The following is a 25,956-nucleotide window of genomic DNA, read 5'->3' on the forward strand; positions in this document are numbered from 1 at the left end:
AGCCGTGGCCCGAATAGTAGACGACCGCGAGATCGGCGCCGTCCGCCGCCGCAAGATAGTTGCGGAACTGCTCCTCGAACTGGAGCTTGGTGAGATCCTTGGCGACGAACACGTCGAAGCCGGCCAGCCGGAACGTGTTCGACACATCCTCGGCATCCTTGTCCGGGTTCTTGAGTGCCGGGATGTCGCGGTATTCGGAATTGCCGATCACAAAGGCAACCCTGCGATCGGCATGGGCTTCGAACGCCGTGAAGCCCATGAGGATCAAGGCTGCAAGGAACGCGCAGCATCGCAGCATGGCAAATCCTTAACTGCTATGACCTGTCGGCCGCAGGAACGCAGCTTGCGGCGCCGGGGTCTGTTAAAGAGTTCACAATCTGCCGGGACCGGGGCAGACCGCATGCATAACGACAACAGGCATGCGTCTTATCCAATCAAGTTCTAAAATACTCCAGAGACATGGTGGCTGCAATGACGCTGCGCTGCGTCCAGGAGCGGCGTGGCACATTTGCGCGGCACCGATCTTGGGATAGATGCAAGAACATGACAGCCAGAGTGATAGTCCTCGACGCCAGGTCGCTCAGCGTGGCGGATGTTGCCGAGATCGCGCGGCGCAATGCCCGCCTCGTGCTTGGCGAAGAGGCCGTGCGCCGCATCCGCGCCAGCCGGGCGCTCATCGAGCGCCTCACCCAGCTCGGCAAGCCGCTCTACGGCGTCACCACCGGCCTTGGCGCCTGTGTCGACACGCCGCTGGCCGAGGCCGATCTGGTCGCCTTCCAGCACAGCGTGCCGCTCAGCCACTCGATGGGCGCCGGCCCTGCCCTGCCGACCGAAGCGGTGCGGGCGCTGATGACGGCGCGCATCTCCGGCATGGCCGCCGGCGGCACCGGCGCCTCCGAGCGCGTCATCATGGGCCTGCTTGCGGCGCTCAACGCCGGCGTCCATCCGGTGATCCCGTCCTGGGGATCGATCGGGGCGGCGGACCTCGCGCCGCTCGGCCACATGGCGAGGGCGCTTGGTGGCGACGGCGAGGCCGAGTTCCAAGGCAGGGTCATGCCGGCCGCCCAAGCGCTGAAGCTTGCCGGGCTCGAGCCGCTCGACCTGCGCGAGAAGGACGGCCACGCCATCATCGTCGCCAACAGCCTTTCGACCGGAACGGCATGCCTCGCCCTCGAGGACGTCGCTTGCCTCATCGACTGGTCGCTGGCAGCCGTGGCTCTCAACTACGAGGCGTTCCGCTCCTCCCTCAAAGCCATCGACGAGGATGCGCTGGCGGCGCGGCCGGCATTCGGTCAGTGCGAGATCGGCGCGCGGCTGAGATCAGAGCTGGCCGGAAGCGGGCTTTGGCACGACACCGCCGCGCGGCGCCTCCAGGATCCGCTGAGCTTCCGCTGCGTGCCGCAGGTGTGGGGCGGCCTGCTGCATGCCTGCGAGCAGGCCAGGCAGGCGACGGAGATCGAGCTTGGCCATTCGGGCGACAACCCGGTGATCCTGCCGGCGGCCGAAAGAGTCGTTTCAAACGGCAATTTCGACCTGACCGCCTTCACGCTGGCCTGGGAACAGCTAGGCCAGGCGCTCGCGCATTGCGCGGTCGCGACCGCCAACCGCTCGATGAAGCTGATGTCGCCGACGGTCGCGGAACTGCCGCGTTTCCTGTCGGCCCGGGGCGGCAGCCGCCAGGGCTACGCGGAACTGCAGAAGCCGGTCGCCGCACTCGAGGCCGAGATCAGGCACCTCGCCAACCCGATGTCGCTTAGCCCGCTCGCGGTTTCCGACGGCATCGAGGACCAGTCGTCGATGGCGCCGCGGGTGGTGGCCAAGACCGCAGGCATCATCGAGCGGCTGCGCTATCTCGTTGCGATGGAATTGATCTTCGCGGCAACCGGCGTGGAACTGCGCGGGGTGGTGGATAGCATAGGCGACGGGCCGCGGCGCAGCTATGCCGCCGTGCGCGCTCTGGTCGCGCCGCTCGACGACGACCGCGAGATGAGCGCGGACATGACGCGGATCGCGCGGATGGTGGCGGGGCCGCGGTTCTGATCAGAACTCGCGCCGGTCCCTCGCCTGCCTCTACTTTGCCAGCCGCGCTGCGTGCCACTTCAAATGGTCGTCCATGAAGGTCGAGATGAAGTTGTAGGAATGGTCGTAGCCGTCTTGCATGCGAAGCGTCAGGCCGATGCCCGCCTTCCTGCAGGCGTCTTCCAGCAGCCATGGGCGAAGGCCGTCCTGGAGGAAGCCGTCGGCCGTGCCTTGGTCGACCAGAAATTCGCCGAACCGGTGGCCGTCCTCGATCAGCAGCGTGGCGTCATAGGCGCGCCAGCTTTTCTCGTCCGGCCCGAGATATTTCTCGAGCGCCGGCCGCGACCAGCCCGCCGTCGTCGGCTGCACGATCGGCGCGAAGGCCGAGCAGCTCCTGAAGCGCTCCGGATTCTTCAGCGCGATCGTCAGCGCGCCGTGCCCGCCCATCGAATGGCCGAAGATCGCCTGGCGTGACATGTCGACCGGAAAGTTCGCGGCGACCAGCGCCGGCAGTTCCTCGGTGACGTAGGAATACATGCGGTAGTTATTCGCATAGGGCGCCTGCGTGGCGTCGACGTAAAAGCCGGCGCCGCAGCCGAACTGCCAGTTGTCCTTCTCGTCCGGCACATCAGGGCCGCGCGGGCTGGTGTCGGGGCAGACGATGACGAGGCCCAGTTCGGCCGCCAGGCGCCGGTACTCGCCCTTGTCCATGACATTGGCATGGGTGCAGGTCAGGCCGGACAGATACCATAGCACCGGCACGTGGCCTTCCGCGGCCTGGGGTGGCGCGAAGACGGCGAAGGTCATGTCGCAGGCGCAGGTCTCCGAGACGTGCGAATAGACGCCCTGGACGCCGCCATGCGATTTGGACGCGGAAAGAACTTTCATCGGTTCTGCCTTCTCGTCAGGGAATGTCGGATCCGGCATAGCCTCCGAACCTCGCGCCCGCAACCTTGCGCCTCACACAATTGCAATTTCGGAAAATGTGCCGCGGATCGGCGGACGCTTCCCTCTACCGCTAGTCGACCGCCAGCGCCGTCACCTCCCGCCGGAAAGGCAGAGCGTCGCCGATATCGGGTTCGTCCAGCTCGCGGGCGAAGCGGTGTCCGGCATAGGTTGCCCAGGCGATGGGTCCCGGCGCTTCGGCGTCGCCGATAACCTTGACCGAACGGATGCCGTTGCCGGCCCACTCGTTTTCCCGGGCCTTGAGCTCGCGCCAGACGGCATCGTCCTGATTGCGCGACGTGACCAGGACGACGGCATCGGCGGCCAACTCCTGGCGCGCGCCGGTATAGACGCAGGCCGTCACGACACTGCCTGAAGCGATAGTCGTGACGGTCCTGTTGAGGACGATACCCACTCCCAATCCCGCCAGGCGACGGTGGATGGCGCCCTGCTCCAGCGTGTTGCGGGTCCAGTCAGAGACGTAAGCCGATGGGGTCACCAGGGTCACCTTTGCGCCCTGACGCGCCATCAGCTCGGCGAGAACACCGCCCATGTAGTAATGGTCGTCGTCGAACAGCACGACATTGCCGGAAGGGACCTTGCCGTCCATCAGATCGTCGGGCGTGTAGACCGGCATGGCGGCGTCGATCGGCATCGGCACGACATGGGCACGGGCGACGCCGTCGCGCCGCCAGGTCGATCCGGTTGCGACGGCGACGTTCTGGAAGCCGAAGGACAGGATGTCGTCCGCCGACAGCCGGCTTTCGAAATAGATGTCGACATTCGGCATCTGGCTGAGCTGGTACTGGCGGTAGTCGCGCACCCTGCCCCAGGCCGACAGGCCGGGAAGCAGGCACTCGCGCGCCACGCGTCCGCCGAGCTCGGTGCCCGCTTCCGCTATCGCCACCTGATAGCCGCGCAGGCCGAGCGCGCGGGCGGCCTCCAGGCCGGCTGGCCCAGCGCCGACGATCAGCACGCTGTCGCTGTCTCCCTTGGCCTGCATGCGCTCCGGATGCCAGCCCTTGCGCCATTCCTCCATGAAGGTCGGGTTCTGCGTGCAGCGCGAGATCGACATGGTCATGTCGCCGGTGATGCAGATGTTGCAGCCGATGCATTCGCGGATATCCTCGATACGGCCCTCCTCGACCTTCTTGGGCAGGAAGGGATCGGCGATCGACGGGCGCGCGCAGCCGATGAAGTCGAGCGTGCCCGATTTGATCATCCTGACCATCATGTCCGGCGAGGTGAAGCGGCCGACGCCGACGATCGGCTTCGAGGTCAGCTTCTTGATGCCGGAGACCAGGCTTTCCTGCGCCGCCTCTTCCTTGAAGCGCGACGGCCCGGAGCAGTCCTCCCAGGCGCCGTGGGCGAGATCCCAGAGGTCGGGCAGGTCGGCAAGCATCTCGATCATGTCGCGAACTTCCGAATTGGCGAAGCCGAGCTCGCCGATCATTTCGTCCAGCGACAGCCTTAGCGTCAGGCCGCAAGTGTCGCCGATCGCGTCGCGCCCTTCCTCGATCAGCTCGCGCATCAGCCGCGAGCGGTTTTCCAGCGAGCCGCCATATTCGTCGCTGCGCTGGTTGGTGGCGGTCGACAGGAAGTGCTGGATGATGCCGAAGCCGTGCGCGCCGTAAAGGCACACCAGATCGAAACCCGCCTGCTTGGCCCGCTTGAAGGCATTGCGGTGCCAGCGGCGCAGGTCGCGGATATCCTCTCTGTCCATGGCGCGCGCCTGCACAGGATCGTTGGTGAAGGTGCGGATCGGCAGGGCCGACGGCCCGCGCGGGACCTCCTTGGTGTAGAGGTTGGGACCGTTGATGCCGGAATAGGCGAGCTGTATGCCGGCGAGCGCGCCGTGCTCATGCATGGCCTTGGCCATCTTGGCCAGGGCCGGAATATCGGCGTCGTCCCATAGCCTGAGCTCGATGAAGGGCGTGATCTCGGAGGTGTGATGCATCTCCGTCTGTTCGGTGAAGATGACGCCCCATCCGCCTTCAGACTTCATGCGGCGCATCTCGGCGGCGGCCGACGGATCGCGATAGCCGCCGCCATTGCAATGCGGGACCTGATAGAAGCGGTTCTTGGCCGTCACCGGACCTATCTTCATCGGCTCGAACAGAATGTCGTAGCGTGGGTCGCGCATGTAATTCCTTCCTCTCGGCTTGGCGCTGCCGCTGCTCCGAGCATGATCCCGAAAAGTGGGAACCGGTTTTCGGAAAAGATCATGCTCCAACAAAGAGTTGGATCAGGATGACGATTCAACGAAGCGTCATCCTGATCCAGAGATTACTCATAAGTTGGCGCCAGCGCGGGAAAACTACGGATTTCTTCTGTGCCGATTAGGACGCGCCTAATCGCGCTTGCGTGGATTAGTTTGCGATAAACCGGAGCTGAGCCAAATGCGACTTCAGGGCCGCCGCGGCACGAAGTACACAGCCGGTAGCGCAAGGACAAGAGACATGGACAGCATCAGTATCCTCGAACGGCTGATCGCCTTCCCGACGGTGAGCCGCGACTCCAACCTCGACCTCATCGGCTATGCGGCCGACCTGCTCGGAGCGAACGGCATTGCCTGCCAGCTCATCCCCAGCGCCGACGGCCACAGGGCTAACCTCTTCGCCACCATCGGCCCCGCCGATAAGCCCGGCATTATGCTGTCCGGCCATACTGACGTCGTTCCCATCGACGGCCAGAACTGGACGCTGCCTCCATTCGCGATGACCGCGCGCGACGGCAGGCTTTACGGACGCGGCGCGGCCGATATGAAGGGATTCGTGGCCTCGGCGCTCGCGGCGTGCCTCAAGGCCTCGAAGATGGCGCTTGGCACGCCGTTGCATCTGGCGCTCTCCTACGACGAGGAGGTCGGATGTCTCGGCGTGCGCGACCTGATCGAAATGCTGAGCGCGGCGCCGCAGCGCCCGCTGCTGTGCATCGTCGGCGAGCCGACCAACATGCAGGTGGCGACAGGGCACAAGGGCAAGCTTGCGGCTCGCGCCATATGCCGGGGACGGGAAGGCCATTCGGCGCTCGCCCCGCTGGCGCTCAACGCCATCCATCTCGGCTGCGATTTCGTGCGGGTGTTGCGCGACGAGCAGGAGCGACTGGCTCGCGAGGGCGCCTGCGACGGCGACTACGACATTCCCTACACGACGGTGCATGTCGGCAAGATCAACGCCGGGGTGGCGCTCAACATCGTGCCCAATCTTTGCGAGGTCGATTTCGAGATCCGCAACGTTGCCGCCGACGATGCCGCCGGCATTCTCGACAGGCTGCGCATTGCTGCGGCGCGCATTGCCGCCGACGCCGCTTCGATCGCGCCCGAGGCCGCAATCGACATCGAGATCACCAACACCTATCCGGGCCTCGACACTCCGGCCGCTTCGGAAGCGGTGGCTTTCGTCAAATCGCTGACCGGCGCCAACAGTACCATGAAAGTCGCTTTCGGCACGGAAGGCGGATTGTTCAGCCGCGATCTCGGCACGCCGGCCGTCGTCTGCGGACCTGGTTCGATGGCGCAGGGGCACAAGCCGGACGAATTTGTCAGCGTCGAACAACTGCGACGCTGCGACGAGATGCTCACGAGACTGCTGTCGCGTCTCACCGACGGCTGGCCGTGATCTTCCTCATTTGACTATGCGTTCGGTGCCGAAGACGCCCTGCTCGACCACGAAGCGGCGGCAGTGGTCGATGAAGGCCTGCACCGTCAGCGTGCGGTGCTCGGCGTTGGGCAGCGCAATTCCCATCATGAGCGGCCTGAGGTCGCCCAGCAGCGGCACGAAGACCAGCAATTTGCCGTCCGGCGACATCGTGTTGAGCGGCCGCATATTGGCGATGCCATAGCCGAAGCCATTGGCGACCATCGAGCGCATCACGGCGATGTCGCCGGTGCGCTCGGCGATTTTGGGCCGCAGGCCCTTGGGCTGGAAAGCCGACAGGAAATATTCGCGGCTATAGGGCAGATCGAGCAGCACCATCGGCTCATCGACCAGTTCCTCCGGCGTGATGCCGGCCCGCGCCGCCAGGCGGTGCGCGGCCGGCAGCATCACATAGGCCGGCAACTGGATCAGCGGCTCGAACGTCATGTCCTGCGACAGCTCGAGATCGTAGGTCAGCGCGGCGTCTATTTCGCCACGCTGCAGCATCTCGAACAATTGCCCCTGGTTGCGCTCGAACTGCCTGACGCGGACATCCGGATAGGCATCTTCGAATTTCCGGCGCAGCGCCGGCAGCACGATCTGCGCAAAAGTGAGCAGGCAGCCGATCGCCAGCGGTCCGCGCACCTTTTCGGCGATATCGCCGGCAATGTCGTGCAGCGCGTCCGCATCGTTGAGCAAGCGCGCGGCTTCCTTGAGGAACAGGCGCCCGCCCGCTGTCAGCGCTAGCGCATGTGAGTGTTTGCGCACGAAGAGCTGGACGCCGAACTCCGCTTCGAGCTGAGCGATCGACGCCGAGATCGACGGCGGCGAGACGTTCACCTGCTCGGCCGCCTTGGCGATCGAACCGGCTTCGCCAACGGCGACGAAATATTCGAGCTGTCTGAGCGTGAAACGGAGCGGCATGGGCGGCTATGATGCCCGTTTGGTCGCTGCAATCAAGTCGCGGCCGCTCCTCAATACTTGATCCAGGTGGTCTTCAGCGCGGTGTATTTGTCGAGCGCGTGCAGCGACAGGTCGCGCCCGAAACCGGACTGCTTGAAGCCGCCGAATGGTGTCATCGGGCTCAGCGCATCGACAGTGTTGACCGAGACCGTGCCGACCCGAAGTCGCTCGGCGATGCGATGGGCGCGTGACAGACTGTCTGTCCACAGCGAGGCAGCCAGACCGTAGATGCTGTCGTTGGCAATTCGGAGCGCCTCGTCTTCGGTGTCGAAGGCGATGACCGACAAGACCGGACCGAATATCTCGTCGCGGGCAAGCGGATCATCGGGCGAGACATTGTCGAAGATCGTGGGCTGCACGAAGCTGCCGCGACCGTCGACGGCGACCCGACCGCCGCCGGTGACCAGCCGAGCCGACTTCTTGCCGCTGTCGATGAAACGCATGACGGTCGCGGCATGCCGCGCGTCTACCATCGCGCCCATCCTGGAAGCCGGGTCGAGAGGGTCGCCAGGCTGGGTCGCCGCCGCGCGCTCCGCCAGCTTCTCGACCAGCGCATCCTTGACGCCGCGCTCGACCAGTAGCCGGGAATTGGCCGAGCATACCTGTCCCTGGTTGAAGAAGATGCCGAAGGCAGCCATGTCTGCCGCCGCATCCAGATCGGCGCAATCCGCGAACACCAGATTGGGGCTCTTGCCGCCGGTCTCCAGCCAGACCTGCTTCATGTTCGACTGGCCGGAATATTGCAGGAACATCTTGCCGACGGCGGTCGATCCGGTGAAGGCAATGCAATCCACATCCATATGGCGGCCAAGCGCCTGGCCGGCGGTCTCGCCGAGGCCGGGCACCACATTGAGCACGCCGGCCGGCAGGCCCGCCTCCATGGCGAGCTCCGCCAGCCTGAGCGCCGAGAAAGGCGATTGCTCGGCGGGTTTCAGCACCACCGAATTGCCGGCCGCCAGCGCGGGCGCGCATTTCCACGTCGCCATGTCGAGCGGGAAATTCCACGGCACCACTGCGCCGACGACGCCGAGCGGCTCGCGCCGCACCAGAGCTAGGTCGCCCGGGCCCGTCGGCGCCACCTCGTCATAGACCTTGTCGATCGCCTCGGCATACCACTGGAAGATGGCCGCCGAGCCCGGCACGTCGATGGTAGCGGCATCCTTGACCAGCTTACCCATATCCAGCGATTCCAGCAGAGCGAGCTCCTGCAGGTTCTCCCTCAGTAACTGCGCCAACCGCAGCAGGACCTCCTTGCGATGCGCGGGGCTCGTTCGCGACCAGACGCCGGCTTCGAAGCTGCGTCGCGCCGCAGCGACGGCAAGGTCGATGTCCTCTTCGCCGCAGGAGGCGACCTCGGCGAGCGTCGCCCCCGTTGCCGGATTGATGCTGGCGAACGTACGGCCGGAGCGCGCCGGCACTGCCTTGCCGTCGATGAACGCCTTGTCGCGAAATCGGATCGCGGACGCCTTGCCGATCCAGTCCTTGTGGCTGAGTTCGCTCATCACTGGCTCCAGACGGGTCGGATCACTGGTCACCGGGAACACCGTAGCTCGGCGCATCGGACGGGTTGAGGGCGCGGGTGACGTAGGCATCGAGCTGCGGCTTGTAGATCTCCCACAGCGCCGCCAGCTGCTCGATCGGACAATCCTCGGTCCAGTCGCAGCGCAGGTCGGCGACGGGCCATGACACATCGCGCACCAGCTTCATGCCGGCGGAGCGGACGGGCCCCGCCTCCCCGCCGGCCTTCAGCGCGGCGCGCATCGTGGCGATCAGCCGGTCGCCAAGGTCTCCCTCGGAGGCCAAAAAAGCGTCGACCATGGCAGAGGGAATGCCGTCGTTCGAAAGCAGGTTGCCGCCGCAGGCGACATCCTCGCCGCGCGCTTCGGCCCAGATGCCGAGCGCTTTCGGTCCCGAATGAATTGCGCTGCCGCCGGCCGCGTCGACCGCCAGAACCTGCCGGTATTCGCTGTAGGCGGCCGTGCGCTTCAGGATCGCGACGGCCTCAGTGGCGGAGGCGCCGCGCGCCATCAGCTCCAATGCCCGCGGTCCCAGCGTCGGGTCGGTGACGTTCTGGCTGGCGACCGCGCCGACGCCAGCCTGCGCGTAGGCGCAACGGGCCGCGACCGCGGGAGACGAGGAGGATACCGCTACCCCGAACATGCCCGTGCGCTTGCAGCGTGCAACGATGGAGAAGGTCATGGCGCTCAGTCCAGGATGATGGCGGTGCCATCATCCGGAATGACGGCCGTGCCGTCGATCTCGACCAGCCACTCCGGCCGCGCGAGCGCCGATACGACAAGGCCGGTCGAGACCGGGTGGACGCGCTTGATGTATTCGCCCATCGTCCGGTAGACGGCCTCGCGATGGCGGACATCGGTGACGTAGACGACCACCTTCACCAGATGCTCCATCGTGCCGCCGCACTCCTCGATGAGCTGCTTGATGTTCTGCATGACCTTGTGGGTCTGCTCGGCCGGATCGTGACTGTCGATGGTCTTCGCGGTGTCGAGGTCCTGCGGGCACTGGCCGCGCAGATAGACGGTCCGGCCGCCGCGCGTAACGACCGCCTGGCAGAGATCATTGTCGAGCTTCTGCTCGGGATAGGTATCCTTCGTGTTGAAGGTGCGAATTCGTGTATGCGCCATCTTGGTCTCCATAAGGGTCGGGCTCGCTGCTTTGGTCAGGCGTCCACGGGCTCGCGCTTCGCGGCGGCGTGGTAGGCCAGATATTTTCGCTGCGTCGAAATACGGTCGGCCACGTGCTTGGCATCGTGCCAGACGCCCCAGATGAAGCTCGACCCTCGTCTCGATTGCCAGGGCAGACCCAGGAAATAGATTCCCGGCTCGGTCGAGACGCCGCGATGATGCCTTGGCCGGCCCTTCTCGTCGAAGGCATCGACCTTCAGCCAGCTGTAATCGACGGCAAAGCCCGTCGCCCACATGATCGCCGTTATCCCAGCCTCGGCCAGATCGAGCTCGAGGATTGGGTCGGTCACGCATTCTGGGTCCGGGTCGATACGGCGGGCCGCGGGCTCTTCCGGAAGGTCGAGACCGTTGCGAGCGACATAGGCGTCGGCTTCGTCCAACAGCGACATCAGGCTCGCGTCGCCGCGGGCAATGTTTTTCGCAAGATCGGGCGCGAAGCTCATCACACCGTCCTGATACGTCTTTGTCATGCCGACGAGTGTGAGCCCCTGCGCGGCCAGGCGACGGAAATCGATCGTCTCGCCGCCGCGCGCGCCGCTGACCGCGATCGTTACATGTTCCGTGCCGGGTCCTGGGGTTTCGAGGTCCCATTTGCCGAGAACGCCCAGCCACCAGCAGAAGTCGCGCCCGCGATAGGCCCGCGGCGGACGGTCGTGGGGACCGACCGAAAGATAAACGCGCCTGCCGGCGCGTTGAAGCTCGTCGGCGATCTGCACGCCCGAGGATCCCGCTCCGACCACCAGCACCGCGCCCTTCGGCAACTGCCCGGGGTTGCGGTAGGCGCTGGAATGGATTTGCAAGACGCCCGCGTCCGCAGGAACGACGGGCGGAATGACGGGGATCTGGAATGGTCCGGTCGCGGCGACGACGCTGTTGGCCTCGATCACGCCGTCCGACGTCTCGACGCGGAATCCGGGTCGGCCGACACTCCTTTGCACAAGCTCGACCTCCACGCCGCAGCGGATCGGCGCACCGATCTGCTTTGCGTAGGCGACAAAATAGTCGGCAACCTCCTCCTTGGAAGGAAAGCCATCGGGACCCGTCCGCGGAAACTCCATGCCCGGGAAGCGGTCATGCCAGGCCGGGCCGTTGGCAACCAGGGAGTCCCAACGCTGCGAGCGCCAGCGCTCGGCAATCCGGCCGCGTTCAAGGACCAGGTGAGGCACCCCGCATTTGCTCAGGTGCTCGCTCATAGCCACCCCGGCCTGGCCGCCGCCAACGACAAGCGTGTCTATCGTCTCAACCGACATGCTCAGTCCTTTTCTGACCATCCGACGGCTTCCGCCGCGCGGGATGAAAACCGATTTCCGGCAGCGGCTAGATGCAACCCTGGATGACCCATTTCGCCGTGCGAACAAGCAATTGCGTCATCCGATCGCCTCGCTACTGGAGTCCACAAGTAGCAGCACGCGCCGGTGGGCGCCCATAACGAATCTCCGAAGTCACGCGTAACCATTTCCGAATTTCTCGCACCGATAGGCGCACCTAGTGTTCCAGCGGTCGGATCGACAGCGCCGCGCGAGGTGGCGGGCGAAGCTGGACACACGTCGGCACGGTACTAGTGCCGGAACAGGGATGCGCTTCCGCGGCGACCGGTTCCGCCATGCCTCGAGCGCCGGCATTCTTGAGGGGCTGGGCATGAAGACTGAAAGCTATGACTACATCGTCGTCGGCGCCGGTTCGGCGGGTTGCGTGGTGGCCAACCGGCTGAGCGCCGATCCGTTGGTCAGAGTGTGCCTGATAGAGGCCGGCGGAAGCGACAACAGCCTGCGGGTCAAGGTGCCGGCGGGCATCCTGTCGCTCTACGGCAACCCGAACTACGACTATTGTTTCGTCGGCGTGCCGCAGCCGCATCTCAACAACCGCAAAATTCCTGTCAACCGCGGCAAGGCGCTGGGCGGGTCGAGCTCCATCAACTCGATGGTCTATATTCGCGGCGCCGCCGAAGATTATGACGAGTGGGCCGGGCTCGGCTGCGCCGGCTGGAGCTACAGCGACGTGCTGCCCGTGTTCAGGAAGCTGGAGCGCAATCTGATCGCTCAGGACCCGCGCTATCACGGCAGCGACGGCGAGCTGCTGGTCGACAACCCGCGCGATCCGAACGTGCTTTCAAGCATGTTCGTCAAGGCCGGCAAGAATGCCGGCTTGCCCGCAAATGAAGACTTCAATGCCGAAAGCCAGTTCGGCGTCGGGATCTACAACGTCACGCAAGATAGGGGCCAGCGCTTCAGCAGCTTCAGCGCTTTCATGCGTCCGGTGCTCGATCGCAAGAACCTGACGCTGATCAGCCAATGCGAGGTGATCGACCTTGTCATCGCCGACGGGCACGCGACGGGCATGCGCGTGCGGCATGAGGGCCAGCAAAAGATACTTGCGGCCAGCCGCGAGATCGTGCTCTCGGCCGGCGCCGTCAATTCGCCCAAGATCCTGATGGCATCGGGCATCGGACCGGCAGCCGAGCTCCGGCAGATCGGCATCACGCCGGTTCTCGACCTGCCCGGTGTCGGCAAGAACCTGCAAGACCATGTCGACGGCATGATCACCGTGCGCTCCAGGAGCACCATGACATTCGGCCTGTCGCTTGCCAACCTGCCCCGTATCGCCGCCGCGCCGTTCCAGTATTTTGTGCGCCGCAAGGGCATGCTCACCACCAACTATGTCGAGGCCGGCGGCTTTACGAAAACCAGGCACGCGAACGGCCTTCCCGACATCCAGTTCCACTTCGTGCCCGGATATCGCAGCCATCGCGGCAGGCTGATCGAATATGGCCACGGCTACGCCGTTCACACCTGCGTGCTCAGACCGAAGAGCGTGGGCGAGATCAGATTGTCACGCCACAGTTCTCGCCGGGACGTCCTGATCGATCACCGTTTCTTTGCGGATGAAGACGACGCCATGGTGCTGGTCGAAGGCATCAAGATCGCGCGCAAGATCCTTGCCGCATCGGAGTTCGATCCGGTGCGAGGGAAGGAGATGCTTCCGGGCAAGGACGTCCGAACCGACGACGAGATCCTCGCCTATCTGCGCGCCGAAGCGCTGACCGTTTACCACCCCGTTGGGACCTGCAAGATGGGAACGGATGCGATGGCGGTCGTCGACCCGGCGACGCTTAGGGTGCGCGGCGTGGACGGGCTTCGGGTCGCGGACGCTTCCATCATGCCGAAGTTGATCGGCGGCAACACGAATGCGCCAAGCATGATGATCGGACAGAAGGCTTCGGAGATGATCCTCGGCTCCAACTGGCGGAGCGACAGATAGAAGATAGAAACTGCCTCGCCGTTTCGCGATCGGCATCTGCTTTCACGCAATTCCGGACGGAAAACCGCTGCGCACTTTTCCTGGAATTGCTGGTCTGCTTTCACGCAATTCCGGACGGAAAACCGCTGCGCACTTTTGCTGGAATTGCTCAGTGATCCTCGTCGATCTCGTCGTGCAGCAGGCCGAGGATGCGGCGCTTGAGCGCGATGAAATCGGGTTCGAGGATCACGTCCATCGAGCGCGGCCGGGGTATGTCGACCTTGATCTCGGCCTTGATCTTGCCGGGCCGGGCCGTCATCACCAGCACGCGATCGCCGAGAACCAGCGCCTCGTCGATATCGTGGGTGACGAAGAGTACCGTCTTCTGCTGCCGCTCCCAAACGCGCAAGAGCAGCTTCTGCATGGTGCCGCGCGTCTGGCTGTCGAGAGCGCCGAAGGGCTCGTCCATCAACAGAACGGCCGGATCGTTGGCAAGGGCGCGCGCGATCGCCACACGCTGCTTCATGCCGCCGGAAAGCTGCGCGGGGTAATGGTCCGCAAAGGGCGTGAGGCCGACCTCGTTGAGATACTGGTCGACGATCTGCTTGCGCTGCTCCGCGGGCAGACCCTTGCGCTTCGGTCCATATTCGATGTTGGCACGCACCGTGAGCCAGGGAAACAAGGTGTAGCTCTGGAACACCATGCCCCTGTCGGGACCAGGTTCGATCACTTCCCTGCCGTCGACCTTGATGCTGCCCGAGGTCGCGTCGTTGAGGCCGGCAGCGAGATAGAGCAGGCTGGATTTGCCGCACCCTGAGGGGCCGACGATGACGCAGAATTCGTTCCTGGCCACTTTCAGCGACACATCGTCCAGCGCCAGCACGCCGTTGGCGTCACCATAGCGCAATGTCACGTCTTCGATCGCCATCGTGGTGCCGGCCGACCGCGGATCGCCGGTTGCATGAGCCGGGCCGGCCGGATTGTTCGCCTTGATGGTTTCGGTCATCACTACCCTTGATCCGGCTGCGGTTTGTGAGGTTGCGTTCAAAATCAAGGTGCCCATGGCGCGACCCTCGCCCGGATGATGCGGAATGCCGTGTCGGTGATGAGGCCCAGAAGCCCGATCGCGGCGATCGCCATGAAGATCACATCGACCTGGAAGCCGCGCATCGCCTTGAGGCTGATGTAGCCGAGGCCGCTCGACGCGGCGACGAGCTCGGCCACGACCAGATAGGTCCAGGCCCAGCCCATGGTGACGCGAAGCGTGTCGAGGATCGCAGGAAGTGCTGCCGGGAAAATGACGTGCCACACCGCTTCGCTGCGCTTGGTGCCCAAAGTGTAAGAGGCATTGACCAGGTCCCTGGACACGCCGCGCGCGCAATCGGAAATCATCACGAGCTGCTGGAAGAACGTGCCGAAGAAGATCACCGCTATGCGCTGCTCGATGCCGATGCCGATCCAAAGGATGAACAGCGGCACGAAGGAGGTCACAGGCAGATAGCGGATGAAGTTGACCAGCGGTTCCAGCGGCGCCTGCACCGCCCGGTAAGTCCCCATCCACAGCCCCAGCGGCACCGCGATCAGCGAGGACACGATGAAACCGAGAAGAACCACCTTGGCGCTGGTCAGAGTGTGGTAGAAAAGGCTGCCGTCCAGGGACATGCGATAGGTCGTCTCGAGCACCGTTCCGGGTGTCGGCAGGAACATGTTCGGCACGACGCGGCCATAGGACAGCAAAGCCCAGCCGCCGATCACGACCACCCACATCGCAAGCGCGAGCGTCGTTGCCATGCCGGCGGGAATGTTGGCGAATGGGGTCGTCAGGCGCGTCCACGCCGTCCGCCTCTGTGCCATAAGATGGCCTCCGTGATTTAAGCGCGAAACGCTGGCTTGTGAGAAAACGGGGTCGGCCCGGACGGGCCGACCCCGACGATTCCGAAGGCTCACTGTTCCTTGATGAAATCGGTGTCGAGGATGGTTTTCGCGTCGATCGTCATCTTGAGCTTGCCGGCCTTGCCCCAGATGTCCTGCGCGAAGGTCACCAGGTCGGACGCCTCGCTCTTTTCCGGCGCGCCGAAGAATTCCAGGTTGCGGGCGCGGTCGTAGTAGCGCACGCCCTTGGCGCCGGCGGCGAAATCCTCGGGCTTCTCGAGATAGCCGCCAATGCCCTTGGCCATGATCTCGTAAGCCTTTTCCGGATTGGTCTTGATGTATTCGACCGCCTTGTAATAGCCCTTGACGAGGGCCTTCACGTCCTCGGGATGCTTTTCAATCAGATCGCATTTGAGGGCGATCACATCCACGATCAGGCCGGGGGTGGTCGTGGAATCGATCAGCACCTTCCCCTTTCCGCCCTTGCGGACTTCGGTGAGGTGCGGCTCCCAGGTCACGGCAGCAGGAACCTGGCCGGCGATGAAGGCAGTCGCCGCGTCGTCCGCGGTCATGTTGGTGACGCTCACATCGTCCTCGGTCATGCCCTCCTTCTTCAGGAGCACGTTGAACCAGAATTCGGAAACGGAGCCCTCGTTCAGGGCGACGGGCTGGCCCTTCAAATCCTTGAGCGACTTGACGTCGGCCTGCGTGACGACGCCGTCGCCGCCGTGGCTGTCATCGATCGCCAGGACATATTTGAAGCAGAGCTCGTCCGAGCTGTACTTCATCAGCTCGTCGACGGTGGAGGCGGCGCCGTCGAGGTCACCGCCGGCGACCGCGGCCATGTAAAGCGCTGATTCTTCGATGATCTTCAGGTCGACATCGACGCCGGCTTCCTTGAAGTAGCCGAGGTCGCGGGCAAGAAACAGCGGTCCGTAGCCCACCCAGGTGGTCATGCCAAGGCGAATGGCGCCGGCGTTGGCGGATGCGGAAAGCCCGAGGCTCAGCAGGCCTGCGCCGACTGCGGTCATCAGGCTATTTCGGAATGTCTTCATTGTCGTGGTTCCCCTATGGCTGTGTTGCCGGCATCGGCTCCATTCAAGTGGCCTATGCCAAGCGGTGTTTCGGCAGCCGCTCTCTTGTTATGCGTCGCCTCCCAGGCGCGCCTAGCATGTTCTAGGTCCCGCAAGAGAGCATCCGGGCCGGATCGCCAAAAGAAGTCTTTTTCTGTCCTTTGCTTCGCCGAAACCGAAGCAGAGGGCGCTTGCGTTCCGCCGCAGGGGAACTCCCGGGCTACGGCCTCAAATGGTGGCCGCCTCGTGAGATCGTTACGAAAACCGGAGACTTGCGCCGGATGCGAGGATCATTGCCGCGCCTCCGGCATCGTCAAGCGATAAGCTGGTCGATCCTGATCGGCAGGTCGCGGATGCGCTTGCCGGTCGCGTGATAGACCGCGCTCGCCACGGCAGCGGCGGTGCCGACATTGCCCAGTTCGCCCAGGCCTTTGACGCCGGCCGGATTGACGGCGTGGTCTACCTCCGGGACCAGGATCACCTGCAGATCCTTGATGTCGGCGTTGACCGGCACGAGATAATCCTGCAGGTCGCGGTTGACGTAGCGGGCATAGCGCTGGTCGACTTCGGTCGCCTCATGCAGCGCCTGGCCGATGCCCCAGATCATGCCGCCCATCAACTGGCTGCGCGCGGTGCGTGTGTTCATGATGCGGCCGGCCGCGAAGGCGCCGACGATGCGCGGCACCCGGATTTCCCGCGTATGGCGGTTGATGCGGACTTCGACGAACTCGGCGCCGAAGGCGTATTTCACCGAATCCTCATCCTGGTCACCGCCATGGAATTCCGGCAGGCCGGCGTAGAGCTTCTTCAGCGCCCCAGGCGTCGCGCCCTTGGGCGCGAACTCGGCATATTCGTCTATCGCGCCGACCTGCATGATCTTGAAGACATCCTCAATCTTCGTCGAGGCGCCGCCCTTCGCAACGATCTTCCCATCGGCGAAGTCCAGCTCCTCGTTGTGGGAACCGGCAAGCGGGGCGCCTTCGTTTGTCGCGGCCGCGGCAAGCTTCGTCCGGATCGCATCGCAGGCCTTGAGCACCGCCGAGCAGACGCTCGCGGTGGAAATCGAGCCGCCCGACACCGGCGCCGGAGGCAGGCTGCTGTCGCCCATCTCGACATTCACCTTGTCGATCGGGACGCCAAGACGTTCCGAAGCCATCTGGCCGGCCACGGTGCGGACGCCGGTGCCGATCTCGTGCGAGCCGCATTGCACCCTCACATCGCCGTCGGACGTCAGGCGCACACGCGCCGCGCAGGGCGCCGCGGCGGTTGGATAAATCGCCGTGGCGCAGCCCATGCCGACCAGCCAGTCGCCGTCGCGCATCGCCCCGACCTTCGGGTCCCGCTTCGTCCAGCCGAAGGCGTCGGCCGCCTGTTCGTAGCACTGGATCAGCGAGCGGCTGGAGAACGGTTTCTTGCCGATCGGCTCCGTCTTCGGTTCATTGATGCGGCGGAACTCGACCGGATCCATGCCGAGCGCCACCGCCATCTCGTCCATGGCGTTTTCCAGCGCGTAGACGTAGGGCGTCTCGGGCGGCGAACGCATGTAGCCCGGCGTATTGCGGTCGGCCTCCACCAGCGAGACATGGGTCAGCACCGAGCCGTAATCGTACATGCGGCCGGTCGCCGACGTGCCGCCGACGACATAGGCGTCCGTACGAGACGTCATTTCCCAGCCCTCATGCGCGAAGGCGGTGATGTGGCCGTCCCTGCCGGCGCCGATCCGGATTCGATGCCGGGTTTCGGCCCGGTAAGTCTGTGTGCCGAAGGCCTGCATGCGGCTCGTCACGCAACGCACCGGCCTGCCGAGCCGTTTTGCGGCGACGGCGACAATCGCGGTGCGTGACGTCATCGGTCCTTTCGAGCCGAACGCCCCACCGATGAAGGGGCTGAGAATGCGCACATTCGCCGGATCGAGCTTCAGCTGCCTGGCAAGCTCGACCTTCCAGCCGGTGACGTTTTGCGACGGCTCATGAACGGTAAGTTGATCGCCCTGCCAGAGCGCCGTCGTCGAGAACAGCTCGATCGGATTGTGATGCTGGGTCGGCGTCGAATAGCGCGCGTCGATCTTGACCGGAGCCGCCGCATAGGCAGCGTCAAAATCGCCCGCTTTCACGTCCTCCTTCAGCATCGGGCTTTTGCCGGCTGCGGGAACGGTCTTCGTTCCAGGACTGTCGAAGCTTGCGGTCGGCTTCTCCTCCTCATATTCGGCGCGGATCAGTTGCGCGGCCTCCTCGGCCGCCTCGAATGTCTCGGCAACGGCCAAGGCGATGATCTGCCCATCGTGGAAGATCGTCCGCTCGTGCAGCGGTCCGACCGAGGTTGCGCTGCCATTGCCGAACTTCGGCCTGTCGACCCTATCCATGTCACCGTATGTCACGATATCGAGCAGGCCCGGCACCGCTCGAGCCTCATCGAGATGAAGCTTGGTCACTCTACCTTTGGCGATGCTGCTGGTTGCAAGCGCGCCATAGGCGATGTTGGCCGTCGGCAGATCGGCCGGATAGCCGGCCTGCCCGGTGACTTTCAGCCGCGCATCGACGCGCGGCAGGGGTTCGCCCTGGTTTTCCCTGGGTTTCGGAGCGGCTGCGTCCATTGTCACACCTTCATGTCTCGGGTTTCGAGCAGAGCGCGCACCAGCGTTCGTTTGCCGAGTTCTACTTTGAACGCGTTGTGCTGGCGCGGTTCGGCATCGACAAATGCAGCTTCCGCCGCAGCACTTGCCGACGCCTCGTCGAGTTTCTTGCCTTGCAAGGCCGCTTCGGCCTCCTTGGCGCGCCAGGGCACCGTCGCTACGCCGCCGAGCGCGATGCGCGCCTCGCGGACGCTGTCGCCGTCGAGGTCGAGCGCCACGGCGGCCGACGCCAGCGCAAAGGCGTAGGACTCGCGATCGCGGATCTTCAGGTAGCGCGAACGCCGGGCCCACGGCATGGCCGGCACTTCGATGGCGGTGATGATCTCGTCCGCCGCGAGATCGGTCTCGATATGCGGCGTGTCGCGAGGCAGCCGATGCAGCCTGGCGAAGGGAATTTTGCGCGCTCCGCGCGAGCCCTCGGCCCGAACGACGGCGTCAAGCGCAATCAAGGCCTGGGCGAAGTCGCCGTGATAGGTGGCGATGCACGCGTCGCTGGCGCCCAGCACCGCGTGCTGGCGGTTGAAGCCTTCCATTGCCGCGCAGCCCGAACCCGGCACGCGCTTGTTGCAGGCCCATGAGGTCTCGCGGAAATATTCGCAGCGCGTCCGCTGCAGGACGTTGCCGGCAAGGCTCGCCATATTGCGGATCTGGCCGCTCGCCGCCAATCTCAGACTGTCGGCAATGACGGGATAGCGGCGTTTGACTTCGCTGTGGTCGGCAGCCTCGCCCATCCGCACCAGGGCGCCGAAACGGATGCCGTCGTCGGTGACCCTGATCTGTCTGAGCGCCGGCTCTTCGAGCCGATTGAGATCCAGCAATCGATTTGGCGCAGCGACACCGAGCTTCATATAGTCGGCGAGATTGGTGCCGCCGGCAATGAATTGCGCGTTCGCCCGCGCCGGCTGATCCTCATTGGTCGTAAATCTGGACGCGACGGCGACCGCGGCCGAAATATCCGTCGGCTGTTCATAGATGAAAGGGCGCATCGTCAGGCTCCCCTCGACTGGTCACGCGCCTGGACGATCGCGGCGACGATGTTCGGATAGGCTGCGCAACGGCAGATGTTGCCGCTCATATATTCGCGGATGTCGTCCTCGGAGTTTGCGTGGCCCTCGTTGATGCAGCCGATGGCCGACATGATCTGACCCGGCGTGCAGTAGCCGCACTGGAAGGCGTCGTGATCGATGAAGGCCTGCTGCATAGGATGCAGCTTGCCCTCGCTCGATGCGAGGCCCTCCACCGTCGTCACCTCCTTGCCCTGGTTCATCACGGCGAAGCTGAGGCAGGAGAGCACGCGTTTCCCGTCGACAAGCACCGTGCAGGCACCGCACTGGCCGTGGTCGCAGCCCTTCTTCGTGCCGGCAAGGCCGACATGATCGCGCAACGCATCCAGCAGGCTCGTCCTTGTGTCCAGCGAAAGCGCGTAAGGCTGCTTGTTGATGCGCAGCGATATGGCGACCGCTTCCCTGAGTTTGGAATGGGTCGCAACCGGCGCTTCCGCCTTCGCCGCAGAGGTCAGCAACGGCGCGGCAGCGGCGGCTGAAACCGTTCCGGTCATGAAGCTTCGTCGGCTGAGGCCAGTCGCGCTCGAGGCGGGGTTTGGGGACATAGCTCGCTCCCTGGCTGGCTGGGTATCAGCGCTAACCTCTCAGCCGGGGCATTGTTCCGGATTTATCCGCGCAAAAGCAGGTCACGAAAGAGTGACCCCGGAAGCTTCCAGGGCATCACGATGAGCCGGTATCTGGGATTTTGAGACAAAGCCGGTTGTGACGGCAAAGGAACTTTTCCGAATGCCGAAGGTTGACCCTCGGCTTGGCGATGCGCGGCGGCGCCGCGCAAGATCCCATCCGAGCAATTCCAGGAAGAGCGCGCAGCGGCTTTCCATCCGGAATTGCGGAAGAACAAATACTTCGATCGAAAGGCATGCCGGTGGATACGAATTCTCCAGTTGCCGAACCCGTGGACGAGACGCAGCGGCCGACGCGCCGCGCCGACACCCGAAAGACAGCCGAGGCCGAGGCCTTGGGGGATAAGGCCGACGCATCTCGTCAAGATGGGGGTGCTCCCCAGGACAAGCGACGCGGAAGCCTTTTCGGGTCCATCAAACGGCACCCTGTCACAGCGGGAACCGTCCTGCTTGTCGTCCTGCTGGTCGCGGCCGGCGCAGTGCTCTGGTGGCTGAACGCGCGCAACTACGAATGGACGGACGATGCCTTCATCGACGCGCGCACGGTGACCATCGGCGCCGAAATCGCGGGCCGTATCACGGAGCTGGCCGTCGCCGACAATCAGCCCGTCGAGGCCGGCGCCGTCCTGCTTCGCATCGACGACAGCGACTACCAGGCTTCGCTCAAGCAGGCGGAGGCCGGCGTGGCGGCGGCGCAAGCCGAGATCACCAATGTCGAGGCCCAGACCCAGGCGCAGAACGCCAAGATCGATGCCGCGCAAAAGCAAGTCGCCCAGGCACAGGCGGCGCTGGAATTCGCCAAGTCGGAGGATCAGCGCAATCGCGAGCTGCTGGCCCGGGGCACCGCTACCCAGCAGCAGGCGCAGCAGGCAGCGTCAACGCTTCGGCAGGACCAGGCCGCCCTCGATACGGCCACGGCGAATGCAGGCGCCGCGAAAAGCCAGCTCGCCGTGCTGCAGGCGCAGGGCAAAAGCGCCGAAGCCAAACTGCAGCAGGCGCGCGCCAGCGAGGACCGGGCCAAGACCACGCTCACACGCACCACTGTCGTGGCTCCGGTCGCCGGCCGGGCGACCAACATCACCGTTGCAAAAGGCACCTATGCGCAGCCCGGGCAGGTGTTGATGATGTTCGTTCCGAAGGACATCTGGGTGAAGGCCAATTTCAAGGAGACGCAGCTCGACTTGATGCGGCCCGGCCAGCCGGTCGACATCGCGATCGATGCCTATCCGGAAAAGACCTTCCATGGCCGTGTCGACAGCGTGCAGGCCGGCAGCGGCACCGCCTTCAGCCTACTGCCGGCCGAGAACGCGACCGGCAATTTCGTCAAGGTCGTTCAGCGCGTGCCGGTCAAGATCGTCTTCGACAAGCCGCCCGACGTCTATCTCGGTCCGGGCATGTCAGTGGTGCCGACGGTCACGGTGCGATGACTGACTCGGCACTAGCCCATGGCGGCGAAAGCCGCTCTGCCGCGGGCGGGCGCAACCCCTGGCTCATCGCTGTCGTCGTCTCGATCGCGACCTTCATGCTGGTGCTCGACACTTCGATCGCCAATGTCGCGCTTCGCAACATCGCCGGCAGCCTTGCAGCCGGCATGGACGAGAGCACCTGGGTCATCACCACCTATCTCGTGGCAAACTCCGTCATCATTCCAATCAGCGGGTGGCTGGCCGACGTCATCGGCCGCAAGCGCTATTACATGCTCTGCGTCGCCACCTTCACGGGCGCGTCGCTGCTCTGCGGCCTGGCGCCCAATCTCGAAATGCTGATCCTGTTCCGCATCCTTCAGGGGCTCGGCGGCGGCGGCATGGCGCCGAGCGAGCAATCAATCCTTGCCGATACCTTCCCGCCGGAAAAGCGCTCGCAGGCCTTCGCGCTTTACGGCATCGCGGTCATCGTCGCGCCGACCGTCGGCCCGACGATCGGCGGATGGCTGACAGATCATTTCTCCTGGCACTGGATCTTCTTCATCAATGTGCCCTTCGGCATTCTTTCGCTGGCGCTGGTGCAATGGCTGGTGGTCGAGCCGGATGTGCTGGAACGCGAGCGCCGGGAGAGGCTGCAGGGCGGCCTCAAGGTGGATTGGGTCGGCTTCATCCTGGTGGCGCTGGCGCTCGGCTGCCTGGAGGTATTCCTCGACGAGGGCCAGCGCAACGACTGGTTCTCATCGAGCTTCATCACCAGCTTCGCCGTGATCTCCGCCATCTCGTTCCTGATCCTCATTCCCTGGGAGCTGACACGCAGAGACCCGATCGTCGACATGCGGCTCTTGTTCACGCGCCAGTTCGGCACGTCGTTCCTGGTCATGATGGCGGTGGGCGCGGTGCTGTTCAGCACGACCCAGCTCATGCCTCAGCTGCAGCAGACCGCGTTCGACTATACAGCGACGCTGTCTGGCCTTTCGATGATGCCGGGCGGCATCGCAATGCTGATGCTGATGCCGATTTCCGGCATTGCCTCAGGTTTCGTGCAGCCGAAATACCTGATCATGATGGGCATGTCGGCGGTGGCGATAGCGCTCTGGCATCTGACCTCGCTGGCGCCGGATGCGAGCTTCAGCTTCTTTGCCTTTGCCCGCGTCTTCCTGATGGTCGGCCTCCCCTTCCTGTTCATCCCGATCTCGACGGCAGCCTATCTCGGCCTGCCGCCAAGGAAGACCAACCAGGCTTCCGCGCTGATCAATGTCGCCCGCAACATCGGCGGCAGCATCGGCGTCTCGCTGACGACCACGGTGATCGCACAGAACGCGCAGCTGCATCAGTCCAACCTGGTCGCGAACACCACGCAATCATCGTCCGCGTACCAGCAGACATTGCGGCAGGTCAGCGAATTTTTCACCGCCCAAGGCTCACCCGCCGTGCAAGCGAAGGCGCAGGCGGTCGGTTGGGTCGGCCAGCTCATCGGCCGCCAGGCGACGCTCCTCGCCTATGTCGACGTCTTCCGCTACACGGCGATCGCCACCGCGGTGCTCGTGCCTCTGGCGCTTCTGTTGCGGTCGCCCAAGCCGTCCCAGCCGCCGAAATAGCGTGCCGACAGCGCGGCTCACCGATTCTGGTGAAGGATCGTTTCGGCGGCAATGACCAGGTCATGTTGGGGCCTATGGTTGTTTCGAAGCGCCGTGCCGAATGCCGAGGTTTTGCCTAGTAGCCGCGCCGCGGATCGACAACATTCGCCAACGGCTCGCCGCGCCGGTAGCGGGCAAGGTTGTCGGCGAACATGCGCGCCGATTTCACGTCCCAGCCGTCGTAGACCGAGGAGCAATGCGGCGTGACGATCACATTGTCGTAGCCCCACAGCGGATGTGCCGGCGGCAGCGGCTCGGTGGCGAACACATCGAGAGCCGCGCCCTTGATCCGGTCAGCATCAAGCGCCGCAAAAAGTGCGGCTTCGTCGACGACGCCACCGCGGGACACGTCGATCAGCACCGCCGACGGCTTCATCGCCGCGAAGGCCTCGCTTCCGACGATCCCCCGTGTGCTTTCGAGCAGCGGCACGGCGCACAAGATGAAATCGGCACGGCCCCACAGCCTGGGCAGATCGGCCATGGCGTGGACTTCATCGATGTGGTCGGTCGCTTTCGGGTTTGCGCGCACACCCAGCGTCGTCATGCCGAAGGCCTTGGCCCGGGTAGCGGCCGCCTGCCCCGTCTTACCGAGCCCAAGGATCAGCAGTGTCTTGCCCTGGATCGGCTCGACCTTGCCGGCCGTCCAGTTCCTGGCTGCCTGCTCGCGCGCGAAACCGCGCAGGCCGAGTGAGAAGGAAAGCATGGCGCCGAAGACATATTCCGCATCATGTCGGCGGCGACGCCGGCCGAATTGGTCACCGTCACGCGCGCCGGATTCCATGGGCGCAGATGATCGGTGCCGGAACCGCCGACCGAAACCCAGCGTACCGTCTGACTCTCGACCAGCGCCGATCGTGGATATCGCGATCCCCGATCGAACTTGATGGTGAACACCACTTCGGCGCCGGCGTCCGAAATCATGCCGGGCAGCGCCTCGTAGCTGTCGCAGCCGAGCGCCATGAGATCGGGATGGGTTTCGGCGAGCACGGCCATCGGCCCGTCCGGCCCGTCGCTGCTTACGATGATTGTTGGCCGCGCGGACATTTCAGCCTCGCCTCGGACCGGGGATGTGATCGGCAAGAGGACCCAGCGCCTCGAGCAAGGCCTTGCCTGCCTGCGTGGTGGTGTTCTCATGCGGCGCGCGCAGATTGAGCCAGCGATGGTCGCCGGAGCGCACCGCAAGGGCCGCCTTCATGCCGCCGATCAGCCCGGCGTCCTGCACCGCCTTGCGAAATGCCTTGATGGCGGCATCGGCGGCGGAGACGTCGCGGCCCGCGCGCACCCCCTCATACACGGCCCGGATCGCCTTGGCGTTGAGGTTGACCGAGGCGGAGATGCAGCCGCCCGCGCCGCTTGCCAGGCCTTGGGTGAGCTGGCCTTCGGAGCTCGGAAAGACGGAGACGTTGGGCGCTGCGGCAATCACGGCGGCGGTGTTGTCCCAGCTTCCGGCGCTGTCCTTGTAGGCGACGACGATGTCCGGGAAGGCCGCATTGAGCCGCGCCGCCAGCGCCGGCGATACCGGCACGCCGGAATTTTGCGGGATATGATAGAGGATCAGCTTGAGCTTCGGGCTGGCGACCTTCTCGATCAGTTCGGAATAGTAGCGCGCCTGCCCGTTGTCGCCCGCCGCCATGTAGAAGAACGAAGGCAGCACCATGATGCCGGCGCAGCCAAGTTCCAGGGCATGCCTGCTGAGCTCGACCGTGTCGGGCAGCGCCGTGACACCCGTGCCGGGCATCATCCTGTCGGCCGGGATGCCGGCCTCGGCCAGCCACTCCAGTGCCTGCATGCGTTCGCTTGGCGACAGCGACAGCGCCTCGCCGGTCGTCCCGAACGGCGAAAGATAGTGCGCGCCCTGGGCAAGCACCCATTTCGCGTGGCTCACCCACAGGTCGCGGGCGACGCTGCCGTCTTTTTCGAAGGGCGTCAGGATGGGCGCTATGACGCCTTGCACGCTATTCATCGATGGTTCTCCCGGATCGTCGTATCGCCGGCGGCGCGCTTTACTGCCGCGGCGACTATTCTGATGAAGAAGGCCGTCGAGGCAATGTCGAAGAAGACTTCCCTAACTCAGTCGCAGCCTTCTGGCGGAGCCTTTTCCCGTGCGCGCCGCCAGCCCGTGGACCT

At 64.6% G+C, this 25,956-nt stretch carries 22 protein-coding genes; 5 read left to right on the top strand and 17 right to left on the bottom strand.

Going from position 1 to position 25,956, the window contains the following annotated elements; translation table 11 throughout:
- On the bottom strand, positions 1 to 298 hold a 298-nt coding region (locus RFM40_RS30370; protein WP_320278814.1), incomplete at its 3' end, for a caspase family protein.
- Between the two features lie 245 nt (positions 299 to 543).
- On the opposite strand from RFM40_RS30370, the gene RFM40_RS30375 reads away from it, so the two are divergent.
- The gene (locus RFM40_RS30375) at positions 544 to 2,040 is read left to right on the top strand and encodes an HAL/PAL/TAL family ammonia-lyase (protein ID WP_320224402.1); all 1,497 of its coding nucleotides are present in this window, start codon (positions 544 to 546) and stop codon (positions 2,038 to 2,040) included.
- A 30-nt stretch (positions 2,041 to 2,070) separates the two neighbouring features.
- Here RFM40_RS30375 and fghA read toward each other — a convergent pair whose 3' ends face one another.
- Together fghA and RFM40_RS30385 are read right to left on the bottom strand one after the other, a co-directional pair.
- Positions 2,071 to 2,907 (bottom strand): S-formylglutathione hydrolase, encoded by an 837-nt coding sequence (fghA, locus tag RFM40_RS30380; protein WP_320278815.1) that lies wholly within the window; start codon positions 2,905 to 2,907, stop codon positions 2,071 to 2,073.
- 130 nt (positions 2,908 to 3,037) lie between these two features.
- Complete coding sequence (locus RFM40_RS30385; RefSeq protein ID WP_320278816.1) at positions 3,038 to 5,107, bottom strand: oxidoreductase; 2,070 nt, start codon at positions 5,105 to 5,107, stop codon at positions 3,038 to 3,040.
- 316 nt (positions 5,108 to 5,423) lie between these two features.
- Between RFM40_RS30385 and argE the strand changes: the two genes are divergently transcribed.
- Entirely contained in the window at positions 5,424 to 6,581 is a 1,158-nt protein-coding gene (gene argE / locus RFM40_RS30390) for an acetylornithine deacetylase (RefSeq protein WP_320278817.1), read from the top strand.
- Between the two features lie 6 nt (positions 6,582 to 6,587).
- Here the strand turns inward: argE and RFM40_RS30395 are convergent, their stop codons facing one another.
- From RFM40_RS30395 to RFM40_RS30415, 5 genes are read right to left on the bottom strand one after another with little or no spacing between them, the layout of a single operon-like run.
- Complete coding sequence (locus RFM40_RS30395; RefSeq protein WP_320278818.1) at positions 6,588 to 7,523, bottom strand: LysR family transcriptional regulator; 936 nt, start codon at positions 7,521 to 7,523, stop codon at positions 6,588 to 6,590.
- Positions 7,524 to 7,573: 50 nt separating this feature from the next.
- Positions 7,574 to 9,064, bottom strand: a complete 1,491-nt coding sequence (locus RFM40_RS30400; protein ID WP_320278819.1) for an aldehyde dehydrogenase — start codon at positions 9,062 to 9,064, stop codon at positions 7,574 to 7,576.
- A gap of 22 nt (positions 9,065 to 9,086) precedes the next feature.
- Positions 9,087 to 9,761, bottom strand: coding sequence for a DUF1028 domain-containing protein (locus RFM40_RS30405; protein WP_320278820.1), 675 nt, complete (start codon positions 9,759 to 9,761; stop codon positions 9,087 to 9,089).
- Between the two features lie 5 nt (positions 9,762 to 9,766).
- Entirely contained in the window at positions 9,767 to 10,207 is a 441-nt protein-coding gene (locus RFM40_RS30410) for a RidA family protein (RefSeq protein ID WP_320278821.1), read from the bottom strand.
- Between the two features lie 35 nt (positions 10,208 to 10,242).
- Positions 10,243 to 11,517, bottom strand: coding sequence for a flavin-containing monooxygenase (locus RFM40_RS30415; RefSeq protein WP_320278822.1), 1,275 nt, complete (start codon positions 11,515 to 11,517; stop codon positions 10,243 to 10,245).
- Positions 11,518 to 11,905: 388 nt separating this feature from the next.
- On the opposite strand from RFM40_RS30415, the gene RFM40_RS30420 reads away from it, so the two are divergent.
- The gene (locus RFM40_RS30420; RefSeq protein WP_430691752.1) at positions 11,906 to 13,525 is read left to right on the top strand and encodes a GMC family oxidoreductase; all 1,620 of its coding nucleotides are present in this window, start codon (positions 11,906 to 11,908) and stop codon (positions 13,523 to 13,525) included.
- Between the two features lie 148 nt (positions 13,526 to 13,673).
- Here RFM40_RS30420 and RFM40_RS30425 read toward each other — a convergent pair whose 3' ends face one another.
- From RFM40_RS30425 to RFM40_RS30450, 6 genes are all read right to left on the bottom strand, one after another.
- Positions 13,674 to 14,432, bottom strand: coding sequence for an ABC transporter ATP-binding protein (locus tag RFM40_RS30425; RefSeq protein WP_320278833.1), 759 nt, complete (start codon positions 14,430 to 14,432; stop codon positions 13,674 to 13,676).
- Positions 14,433 to 14,554: 122 nt separating this feature from the next.
- Positions 14,555 to 15,358: an ABC transporter permease gene (locus tag RFM40_RS30430; protein WP_320224412.1), complete on the bottom strand. Its 804-nt coding sequence runs from the start codon at positions 15,356 to 15,358 to the stop codon at positions 14,555 to 14,557.
- An 89-nt stretch (positions 15,359 to 15,447) separates the two neighbouring features.
- Positions 15,448 to 16,407: an ABC transporter substrate-binding protein gene (locus tag RFM40_RS30435; protein WP_320278824.1), complete on the bottom strand. Its 960-nt coding sequence runs from the start codon at positions 16,405 to 16,407 to the stop codon at positions 15,448 to 15,450.
- Between the two features lie 355 nt (positions 16,408 to 16,762).
- Positions 16,763 to 19,042, bottom strand: a complete 2,280-nt coding sequence (locus tag RFM40_RS30440; protein WP_320278825.1) for a xanthine dehydrogenase family protein molybdopterin-binding subunit — start codon at positions 19,040 to 19,042, stop codon at positions 16,763 to 16,765.
- A 2-nt stretch (positions 19,043 to 19,044) separates the two neighbouring features.
- Positions 19,045 to 20,067, bottom strand: a complete 1,023-nt coding sequence (locus RFM40_RS30445; protein ID WP_320278826.1) for an FAD binding domain-containing protein — start codon at positions 20,065 to 20,067, stop codon at positions 19,045 to 19,047.
- Between the two features lie 2 nt (positions 20,068 to 20,069).
- Entirely contained in the window at positions 20,070 to 20,639 is a 570-nt protein-coding gene (locus RFM40_RS30450; RefSeq protein ID WP_320278827.1) for a (2Fe-2S)-binding protein, read from the bottom strand.
- 365 nt (positions 20,640 to 21,004) lie between these two features.
- On the opposite strand from RFM40_RS30450, the gene RFM40_RS30455 reads away from it, so the two are divergent.
- Together RFM40_RS30455 and RFM40_RS30460 are read left to right on the top strand one after the other, a co-directional pair.
- Positions 21,005 to 22,195: an HlyD family secretion protein gene (locus tag RFM40_RS30455; RefSeq protein ID WP_320278828.1), complete on the top strand. Its 1,191-nt coding sequence runs from the start codon at positions 21,005 to 21,007 to the stop codon at positions 22,193 to 22,195.
- Positions 22,192 to 23,790 carry a DHA2 family efflux MFS transporter permease subunit gene (locus RFM40_RS30460; protein ID WP_320224418.1) on the top strand — a complete coding sequence of 533 codons (1,599 nt, stop codon included), beginning with the start codon at positions 22,192 to 22,194 and terminating at the stop codon, positions 23,788 to 23,790. Before RFM40_RS30455 ends, RFM40_RS30460 begins: the two co-directional genes overlap by 4 nt.
- A 115-nt stretch (positions 23,791 to 23,905) precedes the next feature.
- On the opposite strand, the gene RFM40_RS30465 is transcribed toward RFM40_RS30460, so the two are convergent.
- Genes RFM40_RS30465 through RFM40_RS30475 form a run of 3 tightly spaced genes read right to left on the bottom strand, consistent with a single transcriptional unit; the run spans position 23,906 to position 25,792 of the window.
- Complete coding sequence (locus RFM40_RS30465) at positions 23,906 to 24,532, bottom strand: NAD(P)-dependent oxidoreductase (protein WP_320224420.1); 627 nt, start codon at positions 24,530 to 24,532, stop codon at positions 23,906 to 23,908.
- Entirely contained in the window at positions 24,430 to 24,873 is a 444-nt protein-coding gene (locus tag RFM40_RS30470) for a Rossmann-fold NAD(P)-binding domain-containing protein (RefSeq protein ID WP_320278829.1), read from the bottom strand. Before RFM40_RS30470 ends, RFM40_RS30465 begins: the two co-directional genes overlap by 103 nt.
- Before the next feature lies 1 nt (position 24,874).
- Positions 24,875 to 25,792, bottom strand: coding sequence for a dihydrodipicolinate synthase family protein (locus tag RFM40_RS30475; protein WP_320278830.1), 918 nt, complete (start codon positions 25,790 to 25,792; stop codon positions 24,875 to 24,877).
- Positions 25,793 to 25,956 lie beyond the last annotated feature (164 nt).

The organism is Mesorhizobium captivum (assembly GCF_033977165.1).
In the GTDB taxonomy this organism is placed as follows: Bacteria; Pseudomonadota; Alphaproteobacteria; order Rhizobiales; family Rhizobiaceae; genus Mesorhizobium; species Mesorhizobium captivum.